We start from the raw sequence: 17550 nt of genomic DNA on the forward strand, positions 1-17550 counted from the left end.
GTCCCGGCGGCTATTCCCCGAGATACTCGACGCAGAGAAGACCATCGGCGCACGAGACGACCGCCACCTCCTTCGTCTCCGCGAGAATCGCACCGATCGGATTCCGGCCGGGCCGGCCGATATCGGGCAGCGGGTAGGCGTTTCGCACGGACCGGCCGCGAACAGTGGGCAGCTGGTGACCGGGGAAGACCATGGCGAGAATTTCGGCGCGGACCACCGCGGTGGGGCGTGCGAAGTCGGTGATCTCGGTCGCGCCGAAGTCCACATCGGCGCGCCGGTGGGCGGCCGTCCCGGGGTCCGCCTGCGGAACCGCCGCGTAGGTGCCGTCGAGCACGGCCCGAGCGTGCGCGGCGAGCAGTTCGAAGGCGTGGTCCTGAAACATCTCGAATATGGCACCGGCGGACGTGAACTCCGGGAGCGGAAACGATCGTGCGGCAATGATCGGGCCCTCGTCCACACCCCGGGTCATGACGTGCAACGTTACTCCCGCAGTCTTTTCCCTGCCGATGACCGGCCAATAGCAAGTGAGACTCCCCCGGTGACGCGGCAGCAACGAAAAATGCAGGTTCACGGCCCGCGCACCGCCGAGTTCGGGCATCCGGACAATCGCCGGATATTGCAGGGATACCAGCAGATCCGAGGGCCCCGAGCCGATTTCGGAGAGGTTCTCATGGATCGGCCAGCCGTTGTCCAGGGCCGCACGGCGCAGCGACGGCCGGCCGCCGTCGGAGCTGCCGCCGGTACCGTTGTCGCCCTGCGCGACAAGACATTCGAGGGAGGCGTCGTCTCGCGTGACCCGCGCCAGGAGGTCGAACAGATGCGCGCCCCGGACGGCCAGTCGCCCGCGACCGGCGATGACAATTTTCATGTGCGAAGAACTCCTCGATACCGGCCGATTCTTGTGACATTTTCGCCGTGGTGAAACGATACGACGAAGTCTCGATAATAGGATCGAAATATATAGGAGACTCGGGCATGAGCGAATCCCTGACGACAGCGCAGCGGGCCGCGTACGAGCGAGACGGTTTTCTCGTCCTCGAGAATGTCGTATCGATACGAGCACGCAACCGGGTGATCGCGCTTTTTCGGGAGATCGTCGACGAATTCGCGCGTGCCATGGTCCGCGACGGCGAATTGTCGCGGCTGTACGAGGAGCTGCCCTTCGACAGGCGCTGGGCCGCGATCCGGGCCGAGGTCCCGGCGTCCAGGCCGATCGTCTGGCGTCGGATCCTCATCGATCCCGCCGTCTACGACCTGTGGTTCGAGCCCGGCCTGCTCGGCGCGGCACAGTCGATCCTGGGCCCGGAGATCCGGGCCTACCACCTGTTCAACGGCCGGCCCCGAGAACCCCGCGATCGGCGGCAGACCATCGACTGGCATCAGGACGCGTTCAACAGCGACTCCTGGGACGAGGCCGACAGCCGGATACTGACCTGCTGGATTCCGCTCGTGCCCGTCGACGCCGAGTCCGGCTGCCTAGCCGTCGTGCCCGGATCGCATCGGCACGGAGTGCTGCCCAAGATCACCGACGAGTACGGGATCACCAGGCTGCGAGAGCCGTTGGCGCACACCGGAGAACCGGTACCGCTGCGGCCGGGGGACGCGCTGCTGTTCGACGATCTGGTCCTGCACCGATCTCTCGACAACGTCTCCGACCGGGTGCGCTGGAGTATCGATATCCGGTTCGCCTCGGACGATCCGGCCCATCGGGCCAAGTCCCCGGGCGGATTCCGCGTCTCGTCCGCAGGGCAGCCGCCGGAAACGTTCGAGCAGTGGGCCGCCAAGTGGGACCCGAAGACCGGTGTCATGCGGCGGCACCTGCGCCGGCTGGATCTGTACGCCCGCTCCCTCGACAGCCGCGAACGCCGGGACGTGCGGAGTTACTGACGACCATGACGCCACCGAAGACCAAGACGACATCCGCTACCCGCATCGATCCCGTACCGGCCCGGGAACGACTCTATCTCGGCATCATGACCGGACCGCACGATCCGTCCGCGGCCGTCGTCCGGAACGGCCGGGTGCTGGCGCTCGCCGACGAAGAACGGTTCAACCGGCACAAGCATGCGTTCGGCAGCTTCCCGATCAACGCCGTCCGGTACTGCCTGGACGCGGCGAAGGCCGACCTGCCCGATATCCACCGGATCGCCGTGCCGTGGGATGTCACGGGGTACAGCGACGGCCGCATCGCCGCCTTCTACCGGCGCATGAACGACACGGAACCGGTCGACGCCGCGACGAAGGACTGGCAGCGGCGGCAGTTGTCCCTGTTCGGCCGCGACAACCTGGAGGCGCTGTTCGGGCGGGAGCTCGGGCGGACGTTCGGTGCGCGTGCCGTCCCCGAGATCGTCGGCACCGGGCATCACTACACCCATGCGTTCCAGGCCGGGCACGAAGGCCCGTTCACGGACGCCGTCGTGGTGGTCCTGGACGGCTCCGGCGACACCCACACCGGAACCGTCTGGCTGAAAACGGGACCGGACCTCGCGCTGCTGCGCGAGATCGAGATGCCGCACTCGCTCGGCTGGTTCTACGCCGCGATCACCGAGTATCTCGGATTCGACTCCTCCGACGGCGAATACAAGGTGATGGGCCTGGCCGCGTACGGCCGGCCCGATCCCGGGCTCGACGCGCTCGTCGGCACGGTGCTGTACCCGGCCGGCAACGGCATCGACTACCGCCTCGCGACCGAGTTCATCCACTACGGTCGGCACACGTACTCCGGGCGGTTCACCGATCGGCTGGCCGAACTGTTCGGACGGCCACCGCGATCTCGCCGGGAGCCGGTCGAACAGTGGCACCGGGATCTCGCGCTCGCCGCGCAGACCGCCACGGAACGGGCGGCGTGCCGGCTCGTGTCCTGGGCGGTGCAGGAAACGGGGGTGCGCACCGTGTGTGTGGGCGGCGGTGTCGCGATGAACGTGAAGGCGAACGCCGCGATCGCGGCGTTGCCCGAGGTGGCGGGCCTGTTCGCCCATCCGGGCTGCGCCGACAACGGTGCCGCCGCCGGAGCGGCGCTGGCCGCGTGGCACGCCGACACCGGTGCGCTGCCGCAGCCGTTGCACTCGGTGGCCCTGGGTCCCGAATATTCGGCGGCCGAGATCGCCGACATCCTGCGCAGCGTGCGAACGACGTTCGAGCACCCGGACGACGTGGCGCCGGTGATCGCGCGAGATCTCGCTCGCGGCGCGGTCGTCGGCTGGTTCTGCGGACGCATGGAGGCCGGGGCGCGGGCGCTCGGGCATCGCAGCATTCTCGCCGATCCGCGCACAGCGGCCATGCGCGATCGAGTCAACGCGGTGATCAAGCACCGCGAACCGTGGCGGCCGTTCGCGCCGTCGATCCGGGCAGAGGACTCCGATCGCTACGCCGACCACACCGGAGATCTCCGATTCATGATGATGTCCGTCCGCGCGAACGACCGCCTCCGTGCCGACGCACCCGCCGTCGTGCACGTCGACGGAACCTCCCGTGTTCACCGAGTGGTGGGCGCGGACAATCCCGGCCTGCACCGCCTGCTCACCGAGTTCGGCCGGATCACCGGTGTTCCCATCCTGCTCAACACGTCCTTCAATCTCGCGGGTGAACCGATCGTCTGTACTCCGCTGGACGCGCTGCGCACCTTCTACGCCTCGGGAATGGACATTCTCGTGCTCGAGCAGCTCGTCGTGCGGAAGTCCGTCTGACAGAACCGAATCCGGCCGGCGCGAGCGACATCACTCCCGCGTTGCCTGGCGGTCCTCGAGCCTGCGGGCGAACTGCTGCCACGCCTGGGCGCAGCGGCGGGCGCCCTCGGCGACCGCGGCGACGGAATGCGGCGGAACATTCTCGATGAGACGTTCCCAGGCCGGCGCGCCGATCATCTGGCTGTGCAGCAGCCTCAGGAGGGTTCTACCCTCGTCGTTGAACCGGAGCGCCGGATCCCGCGCCAGCACACCGAATTTCGCCTTCCACCCCGGCGCCACCGTCAAGGCGTCGTTCGTCTCCAACGGCCTGCCACCGGACGGATCCTCATCCGTGTCGCCGGTGCCGTCGCCGCGCACCGGGCCGCGGCCTCGCTCCCGGGTGGCCTCCTCGCCGCGGCGTAGTCGTTCCCGGACGTCCCTGGCGGTATTCAGCGAGATCCCCGCCTTCTCCGCCACATCACGCAGCGGAGCGTCCATGTCCTCCGCGAACAGCGTGCCCGCTCGAATACGGCCCTCCGCGGCGTTGACCGGCCGCCTGCGGCCGTCCCGGCCGATCCGGTAGTTCGGCTCCGGAAATTCGGCGATCGTTCGCCGGCGCATCGCGGCGACGGTCTTGTCCGAGATTCCCGTGGCCGCGGCGATCGCCTGGTCCGACAGTTCGGGAGACGACTCGAGGACGCGCGTCGCGGCGGCGGCGCGGTCCGCCGCGGACAGCGGCAGCCCGTGGGCGGTGTTCAACCGCACCGCCAGGAGGAACGCGTCCTCGTCACCACCGTCGAAGAAATGGACCGCTATGTGGTCCTCTCCGCGCAGCGCGGCGGCCCGGAGCCGGTGCATGCCGTCGATGACCCGCATGGTCGACCGCTGCACGACGATCGGCGGCAGCGGCCCCTGCACCTCCGAGAGCATCCGCGCGTGCGCCGCATTCACGCCTTCGGACCGGGGCGAGTCGGCTTCCCGCAACGCGGTAGTCGACACCGTTTCCACCGGGTGCAGAGCTCCCACATCTTCCACCGAGCGCGGAGCTCCCACATCGTCGCCGCCCGAGGTCGCCGTACCCGAGAGGTGCGCAGCCGCGGTGGGCACCTCGCCATCCTCGACCGAAACCGTCATCTTCCGTCCTTCCGATTGCCTGGCCGACCCCGCGACGTCGCGCACGCCCACCTGGGCGTCCTCGCGAACATGAAGCAAGCGAATCCAGTGACGTCCCCCAGAAAGCTCAGGCTGTCATCCCGGCAGACCACCGTCATCGGTCGATCGACCTATCCCCTCCAGGGGCCGCGACACGCGGGACTGTCGAGCCAGCGGCTCTGTCCCACCAGGGCTGTTCGGCCCACGCGGGTGTCCGGTGGTGGCGCAGATTTCCGGTGCCGCTCGGGATTACGGACAGTGACCGTCGAGTTCGCGCTCGTCGATCGCGGTGATCCGGTGCCCGTCCGGCTGCGTGACGGCCTGAGACCGCCGTCCGGCAGCTGAGGCCGGCACCACGCGGTTGGGCCGGTTCTCACCGGTCCGCGACGGCGAACTCCGGAAAGCAACACGCCGTGCCACCACCGAGTATTCATACCGGTTGGTTCCTAGGATGGGGCTGCTGTGCCCGGTTGCCGGGGCCGCACAGTCCGGCGCCCGGGACTTTCTACCTGTCGACGCTGTCTCACGGATCGTTCGGAGAACACAGGAGAGACAATGCCTCGGAGTTCTGCGCGGATCGTTGCTTCTGCCGCCACGGTGCTTTTCGTGACGGGACTTGCGCTCTGGTCGCCGGTGGCGGAGGCCGCGCCGGATGCTCCGCCTCCGGGATATGTTCTCGGCGTCGAGAAACCGGATGGGCGCTGTAAGAAGATGGCCGACTACGAGGCGGATCTCGGTGTGCTGAAGCCGGTTGCCGGAATGGTTCGCATCGAGTCCGCGTCCAACTGCAATGCCGCGGTCACCCTGCTGCCCGTCGCGAAAAAGACGGGCACGAAGGTGTTCATCGGTGCGACGCCGGAGGATGCGTCCGAAACCCGGCCGGGCGTGTGGGACAGTCCGCCGGCCGACAGCGGCTCGCCGTTCGAGGCGGATATGTCGGCCCTGGCGGCGGCGATACCCGGCAACGAGAGCGCGGTGGCGGCGATCATCGTCGGCAACGGCGCGCTGTACCGGGGCGTATCGACCGGCGCGGAGCTGGCCGACAAGGTCGGTACGGTCGCATCGAAGTTCCCCGCCGTTCCGGTCGGCGTCGCCGATGCGTGGAGCAAGTGGGCCGACGGCACCGCGGACCCCGTGCTCGCCCGACCGCTGGACTACGCACTGATCGCCGCGTTCCCGTATTGGGAAGGCAAGGCCGTGAGCGAGGCGACGCCGGTGTTGCTCGATGACGTCGCCCAGGCCACGGCGCACATCCAGGCCGACGGCCGGGAGTCGGTGAAGACCGTCGTCGAGACCGGCTGGCCTTCCGACGGCGGAGAAAGCCATGGCAATGCGAAGGCAGGGACGGAGAACCAGGAACGGTACTTCCGTGAATCCATCATGGGCCTGATCAATTGGGGCACACCGTGTCTGGTCTTCGAGGCCTTCGACGAAGCACGGGAGCCGTTTGTCGCCGACAGCACCGGAAGCCCCTCGGGTACCACGCACTGGGGCGTCTTCACGTCCGACGGGAAGGCGAAGTTCGACCTCTCCGCATCGTGATGCCCGGCGGCGAATTCCGGCCACCGTAGCCGCAGGTTCCGCGGCGGCCTCGGTGACGCGATGATCCGCTGCTACTATGACAGCCGTCGCGGATGAATAACGGGGAGGTCACATCATCACAGCGCCAGCAGTCCTCATCCTGGCCGCCATCGCGCTGATCGCAGCGTTCCCTCTGGTGCTGCGCTCGGTCAGATCCGGCTCCGTCCGCATCGATGTCGAGCCCCGCGACACCGTCCCGAAACCCGGCGACGACGCATCCGAGCAATAAGCGGCGGCAGCCGCTGTCGCGTCGGCCGTTCCGGCCGCAGCCCTCAGCCCACCTCCGAGTTGTAGATCTTGTCGACCTCGGCGGCGTACTGCTTGAGAATGACGCTGCGTTTGAGGGACATCTTGGGAGTGAGTTCGCCGGCCTCGGTGGTCCAGTCGGTGGGGAGGATGCGGAACTTCCGGATCGACTCCGCGCGTGAGACTTTCGTGTTGGCCTCGGTGACGGCGGACTCGATCTCGGCGTAGAGCGCGGAGTTGTCGATCAGGTGATCGGCCGAGAGGTCGGCGGACAGGCCGTTGCGTTCCTTCCAGCCGGTCAGGGTTTCGGCGTCCAGGGTGATGAGGGCGCCGATGAACGGCTTGCCGTCGCCGACGACCATGCACTGACTGATCAGCGGGTTCGCCCGGAGGGAGTCCTCCAGGACCATCGGGGAGACGTTCTTGCCGCCCGCGGTGACGATGATTTCCTTCTTGCGGCCGGTGATGGTGACGTAACCCTGCTCGTCGATGGTGCCGAGGTCGCCGGTGCGGAACCAGCCGTCGGTGAAGCCCTCCTCGTTGGCGGTGGCGTTGTTGCGGTACCCCTCGAACACGACCGGGCCGCGCACCAGCAGTTCACCGTCGTCGGCCACCCGCACGGTGTGCCCGGGGATCGGGCGGCCGACCGAGCCGATGCGCTGATGCGCGGCGTTGTTCACCGTGATGGCGGCCGTCGTCTCGGTGAGACCCCAGCCCTCGTAGACCGGGATGCCGGCGCCGCGGAAGAAGTGCCCCAGCCGCTCGCCGAGCGGTCCGCCCGCGGAAACCGCTGTGCCGCAACGGCCGCCGATCGCCGATCGCAGCCGGGCGTAGACGAGCCGGTCGAAGAGGGCATGCCGCGCCTTCAGGGCGATCCCGGGGCGGCCGTTGTCGAGCGCCTTACTGTAGGCGATGGCGGTCGCGGCGGCGGCGTCGAAGATGCGGCCCTTGCCGCCGTCGTGGGCGCGCTGCCGGGCGCTGTCGTACACCTTCTCGAAGACGCGCGGGACCGCCGTGAGGAAGTCGGGCCGGAACGCGGCGAACTGCTCGACCAGGGTGCTCCAGTCCGCGGTGTGCGCGACGACGACCTTGCCGTCGAAGGCGACCGACGTGACCAGCTGGGCGAAGATGTGCGCCATCGGCAGGAACACCAGCGTCCGGTTGCCCTCGAAGAACACTCCCTCGAAGACGGAGTAGAGGATCACCGACTCCGCCTTCAGATTCGCGTGGCTCAGCGGCACGCCCTTCGGCTTCCCCGTGGTGCCCGAGGTGTAGATCAGCGTCGCCGGCGCGGCCGAATCGACGAGTGCCCGCCGATCGCGCAGCATATCGTCGGAGACACCCGCACCGCGGGCGCGCAACTCGTCGACGGCCCCGGACTCCAGTTGCAGGGTCTCCACCAAACCCGGTAGGCCGTCCTCGATTTCGGCGACGAGGGCCCGATGCGCGGGCGTCTCGACCACGAGCAGGCTGGTGCCGGAATCCTCGAGGATCCACTTCGTCTGCTCGGCGGACGAGCTGTCGTAGATCGCCACCGTACAGCCGCCGACCGCCCAGACGGCGTACTCGAGCACGGTCCACTCGTAGCGGGTCGACGCCATGATCGCCACCCGGTCGCCGGCCTCCACGCCGGAGGCGATGAGCCCCTTGCCGACCGCCGACACGGTGGCGGCGAACTCGGCGGCGGTCACGTCGCGCCAGACCGCCCGGCCGGTCGCCACCTGGAAGACGACCCGGCCCGGCTCCTCCTCGCCGTAGGCGAACACGTTGTCCGCCATGGAGATATCTGCGGGGACGGAATAGTCCGTCGGAACCCCGAACTCGCGCGTCATGACGGCCTGTGCCTCCTGCGTCTCGAAGCTGTAGTCATCGATGGGGAAATGCCTGCTGTGCCAGAGGGCTTCGAGGAACGACGACGGCCGGATGTACGGCATATCGCCCTGGGAGTTCACGTAATACGTGCGAAGGCCCCGATTCTGGACGTTGTAGTAGTGCTTGATCACGCGGCCGCGCCGCCGCACCTGAGCGTGGTATGCGACGTGTGCGGAGCGCCGCACCTCGACGACCCCGGCACCGCGGACGCGAGCCTCGCGGAGTACCCGAATCACATGGTGCGCAGCGGCTTCCACGAGCGTGTGCCATCCGGTGCCGGTCCACGAGTACGGCCCGGCGAGCATCCACCGGTTCGGCAGGCCGGGAATCGCCACGCTCTCGTACGCCTGCAATCCCTCGGTGGCGAACAGGTGCGAGAGGTCGAATCCGTCCCGCCCGACGACGGCGCCGGGACGGTAACTCTCGGGGTCGGAGAACATTTCGTAGCCGGTTGCCAGCACCACCACGTCGTACGGGCGCTCGACACCGTCGACGGTCCGGATTCCGGCCGGCGTGATGCGGTCGATGCCCTCGGTGATCAGGCCGACGTTGTCGCGGTTGAAGGTCGGCAGATAGGTTCTCGACGCGGTGGGCCGCTTACCCATCGGGCCGTAGGACGGCACCAGCTTCTCGGCGGTCTCCGGATCGTCGACCACGCTGTGCACGTAATTGCGGTACGCGCGAATGGATCTCGCGTCGACCACGGCGACGATCGGTTTCGCGAGCGCCAGCGGGGCGCTGCTGAGAAATCGGGTTGCCACCTCGACGCCGGACAGCATAATACCGTGCAGCAGCGCGGCGAAACCGGGTATTCGCAGCGCCCGCTGAAACCGCGGGGAAAGCTCGATGTCCTTCTTGCGCAGGCACCATGCGGGCGTGCGCTGATAGACGTCGAGATGCGCCACCTCGGGGGCAATGGACGGGGTGATCTGCACCGAGCTGGCGCCGGTTCCGATGACCGCCACCCGTTTTCCGGACAAATCGTAGGAATGGTCCCACTCCGACGGCCGGAGAATCTTGCCGCCGAATTCCTCCACACCGTCGAGGCCGACCCCGATCTTGGGCCGCAGGAATGCGCCCACGGCACTGATCACGAACCGGGCGGTCAGGGTGCGTCCGTCGGCCGTATGCAGTTTCCAGTGCCCGCCGGCCTCGTCCCAGACCTCCCGGACGATATCGGCATGAAAAATGAAGTGCGGGTAGAGGTCGTGGGCGCGAGCGACATTCTCGTGATAGGCCTTCACCTCGCCCCCGCGGGCGAACAGATGGGACCAGTCCGCTTTCTTGGCGAAGGAGTACTGATACGCCACGGACGGAATATCCACTCCGATACCGGGATACGTGTTGTCGCGCCAGCTACCACCGACGTCACCGGCACGCTCGACGATCGCGAAATCCGTTATCCCGCTTCGCTTCAGCAGCGCGCCGGCCCCGATACCGCCCGGGCCGGCCCCGATGACCACAATCTCGTGATCAACTCTCATCTCTGCTCCGTCCGAGGTCGCATCACCCGTGCCGATTCGCCGGAAGTTTATCGTTTCGCGGCGCACCCGTCGATGCACTCGATTGCACACGCGCACAGCGCAATCGGATGTGTTGACAACACCGAAGAAGCCGAAATAGCGTCACGTCATCTGTCGGGCCCGGCCAGGGACCATCGCTGAGCACACTAAGGGGACATCATGCCCGTTGACATCGCGCCGACACAGACACCCACACTCCCCCACACCGCAATTCTGGGGCTGGGCGTCTACCGTCCCGGCAAGGTGGTGACCAACGACGAGATCGCCGTGCGGCTGAATTCCAGCGACGAATGGATTCAGCAGCGCTCCGGAATTCGCAGTCGCCGGTATTGCGAGGAGGAGGAGACGCTGTTCGATATCAGCGTGGCGGCCGCGCAGCAGGCGATGAAATCCGCCGGTGTGGGACCGGAGGATATCGATTGCCTGGTGTTGGCCACGATGACGCACCAGTTCATCACGCCGGCCGCGGCGCCGTTGATCGCCACCCAGCTGGGCATCGAGAACGCGGCGGCGTTCGATCTCATCAATGCCTGCGCCGGTTTCTGCGCCGGGCTGACCCTGGCGTCCGATATGGTGCGCGCCGGCACGATGCGAAAGGTTCTGGTCATCGGCGCCGAGAAGTTCGGCGATCTGGTCGACATGGACGACCGGTCGACGGCGTTCCTGTTCGGTGACGGCGCGGGCGCGGTCGTGGTCGGGCCGTCCGAGGATGTCGGCATCGGCCCGACCGTCTGGGGTTCGGACGGCACCAACTGGACGATGCTCGGACAGGACAAGGGCTTCTTCGACTGGGCACGGGAGGTGCAGGAGGTCGGCCGCGAGGCCAAGCGCCCGTACTTCACGATGAACGGCCCGGCCCTGTTCCGGTGGGCGGTGGGGTCGGTGGAGAAGATCTGCCGGGAGGCCCTGGACCGCGCCAAGGTGCCGATCGAGGACCTCGACGCCCTGATCCTGCACCAGGCCAACGGCCGCATCACCGAGGCGGTGGCGCGGATGCTGAACGTACCCGACGACTGCACCGTCGCCAACGACATCGTCGAGCAGGGGAACACCTCGGCGGCCTCGGTTCCGCTGGCGATGGAGGGCGTGCTGCGCGACGGCACCGCGAAACCCGGCGATGTCGCCCTGCTCATCGGGTTCGGCGCGGGACTCACGTACACCGCGCAGGTGGTCAAGCTGCCGGGCGTACCGCAGTGAGTGGCAATACCGCCGCTCCCGAGGAGCACCTGTCGACCGTCGGGTTCCGGCTCGCGCCGTTTCCCGACGGCGCCGAGGTGTTCGAGACGAGCTGGCCGGTTCGGTTGGGCGACACCGACTCCGACGGCCGCCTGCGGTTGGACGCGGTGGCGCGGTATCTCCAGGACGCCGCCTACGACAATCTGAAGACGGCTCCCGAGGGCCGTCTGCATCAGGCCTGGCTGATCCGGCGCACCGTCATGGATGTGCTGGGCCCCATCGAATTCGGTGAGCAGGTGCGGTTGCGGCGCTGGGCCGGTGGGCTGTCGGAGCACTGGGTCGACGTGCGGGTGCGGCTCGACGGCGAGAACGGCGGCGTCATCGACACCACGTCCTTCGGGATCCACATCGACCCCGTGGCGGGGCGGCCTGCCCGGATGACCGACCGCTTCAAGGCGCCGATGCTGGCCCACACCACCGACCATCGGCTGCGGTGGAAGGCGATGCTGCGCGAGTTCCCCGGCGCCGCGGCGGACGAGACGCATCCGTTTCCGTTGCGGGTCACCGATTTCGATTGGCTGCGCCACGTCAACAACGCGGTGTACTGGGAGGTGGTCGAGGAGCATCTGCCGTCCTGGGCCGCTGCGGGCCCCTACCGCGGTGTGGTGGAACACGTCGGTGCCGTCACCGCGGGGGACAAGGTGGAGGTGCGGAGCACGGATGCCGGCTCCGCACGACGGATTCAGGTCGAGGTCGACGGTACGGCGCGGGCGCTGGCCCTGATCGAGCCGATCGGCTGACCGCTCTCGGGTGCCGGGAAGCCCATCGTGCGCCGAGGCTACCGTGTGCCGACGAGTCGGCGGGCTGCCTCGGCACCCGAGCGGAACGCCGCCTCGATCGGGGCGCCGCGCATGTAGTCTCCCGCGAGTTCCAGTCCGGGTGCGTCGCGCACCTCCGCCCGCACATTCTTCAGGAATTCGCCGTGGTACGGCAGATACGCGCAGTACGCCGCGTCCCACACCTTGCTCACCGAGCGGACGCGCTCGATCTGCCCGATGCCCAGCAGCCCCTTGACCCGGGCCTCGGCGTCGTCGATCCATTCGTCGAGCCGGCCCTCCGACAGCCCGGAGCGAGCCGCCCTGCCGCTGAAGGTGTACCGGGCGATGTGCAGGTCGTCGACCCCGTAGGCGCCGACGTTGCTGCACGGTCCGTCGTCGAGCAGGATGGCCCGCACATCCGAGGTGAAGAACGGGCGATCGTATTCGACCAGCGCGACGGCCGCGGGGAAGTAGCGGACGTTCATCAGCAGGTTGCTCAGCTCGGCCATGGTGCCCTTCACGATGTCGGCCGCCGCGTGCGCGGGCGCCGCGAGCACCACGCCGTCGTAGTCGCGTTCACGCACGGGGCCACCGTTTTCCGATACCTCGAGCCCGCTCACGCGGCCGTCCCGCACGATCAGGCCCTCCACGCTCGAGTTCGCCAGAACCGAAACCCGTTCTCCCAGTGCGTCGATGACCGGGGCGATGCCGTCGGTCAGCTGATCGTAGGTGTCCATCAGCATGCCGAGATTGGTGCCGAACGTGCCGAGATACACCTCGTCCGGTTCGGCGCCGTTCATCCGGACGGTCACGGCGCGGAACATGTTGCGCTGGATGGCCGGGCCGAAATGCTCGCTCAGCGGCTTGTGGTCGTTGCGGGCGCCCAGCTTGGTGAACGTCTCGGAGCCGAGAAACCTGTTCTCCTCCTTGGAGCGCACCCGCAGCGCCAGCGAGGCCGTCTTGCCCAGATCCGAGACGGCCGCCATCTGGCGCAGCCGCTGCAACCGGCCGAGCACGGTCTGATCGCTGTCGTAGGTCAGCAGCTTGCCGTCGATCACCCGGGAGGTGTTGATGCCGAACGGTTCCAGCCGCGGGTTCCCGAGATCGGCGAGGAATTCCCGGATCGCGGAATACTTCTTGCCCATGTTCTTGCCGCCCATCATCACCCGGCGGTCGCCGAGCCGATCGAGCCCCATCCGGCCGCCCAGGAGCTGGTCGCGCTCGATGAGATCCACCCGGCAGCCGGCCTTCTGGAGATGGAAGGCGGCGGCCAGGCCGGCGATCCCGGCGCCGACCACGGCGACCTGCTTACCGGCACTGCTGTTCTGCGTGCTCATGTGTGAAATTCCTTTCGGTTCAGGGTTTTTCGGCCCTGGTACTGCGGCTGGTACTACGGCGAGTAGGGCGAGACTTCGACGCGGCTCTCGGCGATCCGAGTGCCGAACTGGAACATCTCGATGTCGACGTGCGCGTCGCCGAAATCCGGGTCGTGGTCGACGCGGCAGGACAGTTCGACGGCCGCGTCCAATTCGGCGAAACCGCTGAACTTTCCGGTGACCGCGGTCGCCATGGCCACCGGCGACTCCAGCGCGCCCGCCTCGCAGGCCACGATGAGCGAAGCCTGCCGGAAGCCCTCGAGCATCAGCGGCCCGGGGACGTGGTCGTATTCGTGATCGAAGAACGACGGGTGCCGCCGGTTCACCACCAGCGGCAGCACCTGTCGCGAATCCGCCTCGGCGCGAGGGGAACCCACGACGACGTTGCGCGGGTCGCGCCGTCCGACCCGCTGCGGGTCGACCGGCTCGGCGACCGGAGCCGCGTCGGCTTCCCGATCGGCCTGCTGGTGCCGGCGGAACTGCTCGTACGCCTCCGGCGGGAAGGCGATGCCGCCGCCGCGCACGATCATCGCCAGGGCGTTGCCGACCGTCACGGTCGCGGCGAACGTGTGTTCCACGAAGTACTCTCGGCCCGCCGAGCGGTCCATGCGCAGCCGCACCACGCCCTCCAGCGGTTCGATGCCCTGCTCCCGGAAGGCGCTCTGATCCTCCACCTCGATCTCCAGCCGCTGCAGGCTGAGCGACGTGCCGCGCGGCGCCTGCAGATGGCGGTGGCCGATGACCGTCATGGCCTGGCGAACGGCCTCGACCGCGGCGAACGGGTCGTGATAGTCGGCGAGGCGGTCGAACCACAGCGAGTGGGCGCGCGGAATCTGCATGGCGGCAAGGAATTCCTCCGTGCCGACCTGTGCGGTGTCGGCCACGAAAACCTCACCCAGGCTGCGCCGATGGGCCTGCCAGCACGGGACGGTCTGCGCGAAGCTCAGGTCGCCGTGCTGGGCGGCGGGTGCGGTGAGCAGGTCTTCGGTCATCTCATCCTCCGAGGGGTGTTCGGCTCCATCAGACCGTGACGCGGTCCCGGTCCATTTCCGTGTCGATCAGTTCGGCCAGGGCGCGCGTGGTCGGATTGGCCAGGAAGCTCGCCAGTTCGAGGACCATGCCGGTGCTGTTGTTCAGTCTGTTCCGCAGTTCGAACACCGACAGCGAGGTGAGACCGGTCTCCATGAGCGGAACGTCCACGTCGACCTCGCCCGAATCGACCATCATCTCCTGGAGCTGGCCGCGCAGCATCGCCAGCACGAAATCCGTTCTCTCGCTCTGCGGCAGCGCGTCGCGGTCCGCGCGGAACCGCGCCGCGGCATCGGGGTCGATCTCGGAATCGGTTTCCGTATCGCAGATCTCGGTGCCGACGGTGGAGGTCGACACGGTCATCTGGATGCCGCGCCAATAGGTGCGGTGCTGGAAGGCGTAGGTGGGCAGGTCCACCGTGCGCGCCCCGGTGCCGTCGAAGACCGCCGCCCAGTGCACGCCGGCGCCGCGGACCCACGCCTCGGCCAGCGCGCGCATCAGGCCGAGGGATTCGTCCTTGCCCGGCGGCAGCGTCGGGATCGCGACACACCGGCTGTCGGTGAGGCATTCGTAGCTCATGCCGGACAGCACGTCGCCGGGGCCGAGCTCGAGGACCGTGTCGACGCCCGCGGCGAGCAGGGATCGGACGCAGTCGTGGAACAGCACCGCCTGCCGGGCCTGGCGCGCCCAGTAGTCCGGGGTGCGGATCTCCTCCGGGTCGGCGAGCACGCCGGTGACGTTGGACAGCAACGGAATCGACGGCGCGTGCAGCGTCGCCTCGCCCACGACCTTACGGAACTCGTCGAGCATGGGGTCCAGGTGCGGCGAGTGGAACGCGCGCTGCACCCGCAGTCGCTTGATGCGGCGGCCGCGCTTGCGCCAGCTCTTGGCGAGTTCGATGACGGCGTCCTCGTCACCGGAGACGACGGTCGAGTTCGGTCCGTTGTTCGCCGCGATCGAGACCCGGCCGTCGTAGTCGCCCAGCGACTCCGAGATCTCGTCGAACGACGCGCGCACCGAGGCCATCGCACCCGGCCGCAGCCGCTGCATCAGGCGTCCCCTGGCCGCGACCACGGCAGCGGCGTCGTCGAGGCCGAACACGCCGGCGATATGCGCGGCGGACAGCTCGCCGATCGAGTGGCCGACCAGGAAATCGCCGGTGACACCCCAGGATTCGAGCAGCCGGTACAGCGCCACCTCGACCGCGAACAGCGCGGGCTGGGCGAATTCGGTGTCGTCCAGCGCGTCCGGGGCGTCGTCGAAGACGATCTCGCGCAGCGGCCGGTCGAGATGCGGCGCGAACGCGGCGCAGATCTCGTCGAATGCCGCGGAGAACCGCGGGAAGGCGTCGTAGAGCTGCCGTCCCATGGCCGGCAGCTGGCTGCCCTGCCCCGGGAACATCAGGGCCACGGTCGTCTTCTCCCCCGCCACGGTGGCGGCGACGGCCGACGCGGACGTCGTGCCCTCGGCGACCGCGGTCAGCGCGTCCCGCAACGCGTTCGGCGAATCCGCGAGCAGCACGGCCCGGTGGTCGAACGCGCCGCGGGTCGTGGCCAGCGACAGACCCATGTCGGCGAGGTCGGGCGCCGGATCGGCCGAGATGCGGGTGAGCAGCCGCTGCGCCTGGCCGCGCAGCGCGCGGGCGGTCTTGCCGGACAGCACGCACGGCGTCATCGCGGGCAGGCGGGCCTGCGCGAGGGCCGGATCGGCCGGCAGCTCCACCACATCGGGATCGCATTCGACGATGACATGAGCGTTGGTTCCGCTGAACCCGAACGACGACACGGCTGCCCGGCGCACCCGGCCCGGATTCGGCCACGGCATCGACTCGGTGGCCAGCCGGATCTCGCCCCGGGACCAGTCGACGTGCGTCGACGGCTCGTCCACGTGCAGCGTCTGTGGCACGACGCCGTGCCGCATCGACAGGACCATCTTGATGATGCCCGCGACGCCCGAGGCCAATTGGGTATGCCCCATATTCGATTTGATGGATCCGAGCACCAGCGGCTGCGCGCCCTGGCGCTGCCCGTAGGTCGCGAGCAGGGCCCGCGCCTCGATCGGATCGCCCAGCATGGTGCCGGTGCCGTGGCCGTCCACCACGTCGACCGCCGACGCGGGCAGTCCGGCGTCGTCCAGGGCCTGGCGGATTACCCGTTGCTGCGCAAGGCCGTTCGGTGCGGTCAGGCCGTTCGACGCGCCGTCCTGGTTCAGCGCCGAGCCGCGCAGCACGCCCAGGATGCGCCGGCCGTTGCGCTGAGCGTCCGACAGGCGTTCCAGCGCAAGGATTCCCACGCCCTCCGACCATGCGGTGCCGTCGGCGGCCGTCGCGAACGCCTTGCAGCGGCCGTCGGGGGACAGCGCGCCCTGCCGCGAGAAGATCACGTACAGGCCCGGAGTCGGCATGATGGTCACGCCGCCGGCCAGCGCCAGCGAACACTCCCCCGACCGCAGCGCCCGGACGGCCTGGTGGATCGCCACCAGCGACGAGGAGCAGGCGGTGTCCACGGCGACGGCCGGGCCCTCCAGGCCGAGCAGATAGGAGATACGGCCGGTCAGAATGCTGGGCGTATTGCCAAGGAACGCATAGGTTTCCGCGCCGACCGTCTCCTGATCGGCCAGCTCCGACCAGCCCGCGTAACCGTAGTGACCGCAGCCGATGAAGACGCCGGTGTCGGTGCCGCGCAACGAGGTCGGGTCGATCCGCGCCCGCTCGACCGCCTCCCAGCCGACCTCCAGCACGAGGCGCTGCTGCGGATCCATCATCAGCGCCTCGCGCGCCGAGATGCCGAAGAAGCCCGCATCGAATTCGGCGGCGCCGGTGAGGAACCCGCCGTATCCGACGGTCGGCATGGTGGGGTCGGCGGTCAGGTCGGCCGCGCTCGGCCAGCCGCGCTCGGCCGGGAATTCGGAGACGACGTCGCGGCCGGAGGACACCATGTCCCACAGGTCCCCCGGCGAGTTCACCTCGCCCGGGTACCGGCAGGCCATGCCCACGATCGCGATCGGCTCGGACAGCCGCGACTGCACGTCCTGCAATCGCTGCCTGGTCTCGTAGAGTTCGCGCGCCGCCTTCTTCAGGTATTTGCGGAGTTCCTCGTCACTGGCCATATTT

General features: G+C 68.5%; 11 protein-coding genes and 1 pseudogene. 5 read left to right on the forward strand and 7 right to left on the reverse strand.

Going from position 1 to position 17550, the window contains the following annotated elements; translation table 11 throughout:
* Positions 1-10 precede the first annotated feature (10 nt).
* Positions 11-868, reverse strand: a complete 858-nt coding sequence (locus D892_RS0138315) for a formyltransferase family protein (RefSeq protein WP_024806324.1) — start codon at positions 866-868, stop codon at positions 11-13.
* A gap of 107 nt (positions 869-975) precedes the next feature.
* Here D892_RS0138315 and D892_RS0138320 point away from each other — a divergent pair, with 107 nt between their 5' ends.
* Together D892_RS0138320 and D892_RS0138325 are read left to right on the forward strand one after the other, a co-directional pair.
* Entirely contained in the window at positions 976-1887 is a 912-nt protein-coding gene (locus D892_RS0138320) for a phytanoyl-CoA dioxygenase family protein (protein WP_024806325.1), read from the forward strand.
* 5 nt (positions 1888-1892) lie between these two features.
* On the forward strand, positions 1893-3686 hold the full coding sequence (locus tag D892_RS0138325) for a carbamoyltransferase C-terminal domain-containing protein (RefSeq protein ID WP_024806326.1): 1794 nt from the start codon (positions 1893-1895) through the stop codon (positions 3684-3686).
* Between the two features lie 30 nt (positions 3687-3716).
* Here the strand turns inward: D892_RS0138325 and D892_RS0138330 are convergent, their stop codons facing one another.
* Positions 3717-4799 (reverse strand): ParB/RepB/Spo0J family partition protein, encoded by a 1083-nt coding sequence (locus D892_RS0138330; protein WP_024806327.1) that lies wholly within the window; start codon positions 4797-4799, stop codon positions 3717-3719.
* Between the two features lie 624 nt (positions 4800-5423).
* Here D892_RS0138330 and D892_RS0138340 point away from each other — a divergent pair.
* Entirely contained in the window at positions 5424-6359 is a 936-nt protein-coding gene (locus tag D892_RS0138340; protein WP_198037098.1) for a glycosyl hydrolase family 17 protein, read from the forward strand.
* A 311-nt stretch (positions 6360-6670) separates the two neighbouring features.
* Here D892_RS0138340 and D892_RS49040 read toward each other — a convergent pair whose 3' ends face one another.
* Together D892_RS49040 and D892_RS49045 are read right to left on the reverse strand one after the other, a co-directional pair.
* Complete coding sequence (locus D892_RS49040; RefSeq protein WP_024806329.1) at positions 6671-8476, reverse strand: long-chain fatty acid--CoA ligase; 1806 nt, start codon at positions 8474-8476, stop codon at positions 6671-6673.
* An 864-nt stretch (positions 8477-9340) separates the two neighbouring features.
* Positions 9341-10000, reverse strand: a pseudogene (locus D892_RS49045) (flavin-containing monooxygenase); the annotation flags it as partial.
* Between the two features lie 198 nt (positions 10001-10198).
* Between D892_RS49045 and D892_RS0138355 the strand changes: the two are divergent.
* Positions 10199-11236 carry a beta-ketoacyl-ACP synthase III gene (locus D892_RS0138355; protein ID WP_024806330.1) on the forward strand — a complete coding sequence of 346 codons (1038 nt, stop codon included), beginning with the start codon at positions 10199-10201 and terminating at the stop codon, positions 11234-11236.
* Positions 11233-12015, forward strand: a complete 783-nt coding sequence (locus tag D892_RS0138360; protein ID WP_024806331.1) for an acyl-[acyl-carrier-protein] thioesterase — start codon at positions 11233-11235, stop codon at positions 12013-12015. The genes D892_RS0138355 and D892_RS0138360 overlap by 4 nt, the downstream gene beginning before the upstream one ends.
* 38 nt (positions 12016-12053) lie before the next feature.
* Here the strand turns inward: D892_RS0138360 and D892_RS0138365 are convergent, their stop codons facing one another.
* The 3 genes from D892_RS0138365 to D892_RS0138375 are packed head-to-tail and all read right to left on the reverse strand — an operon-like array spanning position 12054 to position 17546.
* Positions 12054-13370 carry an FAD-dependent oxidoreductase gene (locus D892_RS0138365; RefSeq protein ID WP_024806332.1) on the reverse strand — a complete coding sequence of 439 codons (1317 nt, stop codon included), beginning with the start codon at positions 13368-13370 and terminating at the stop codon, positions 12054-12056.
* A 53-nt stretch (positions 13371-13423) separates the two neighbouring features.
* The gene (locus D892_RS0138370) at positions 13424-14401 is read right to left on the reverse strand and encodes an AfsA-related hotdog domain-containing protein (protein WP_024806333.1); all 978 of its coding nucleotides are present in this window, start codon (positions 14399-14401) and stop codon (positions 13424-13426) included.
* 28 nt (positions 14402-14429) lie between these two features.
* Positions 14430-17546 (reverse strand): type I polyketide synthase, encoded by a 3117-nt coding sequence (locus tag D892_RS0138375; protein WP_024806334.1) that lies wholly within the window; start codon positions 17544-17546, stop codon positions 14430-14432.
* Positions 17547-17550: the final 4 nt, after the last annotated feature.

Origin of the sequence: Nocardia sp. BMG51109 (genome assembly GCF_000526215.1) — a bacterium.
Taxonomy (GTDB): Bacteria; Actinomycetota; Actinomycetes; order Mycobacteriales; family Mycobacteriaceae; genus Nocardia.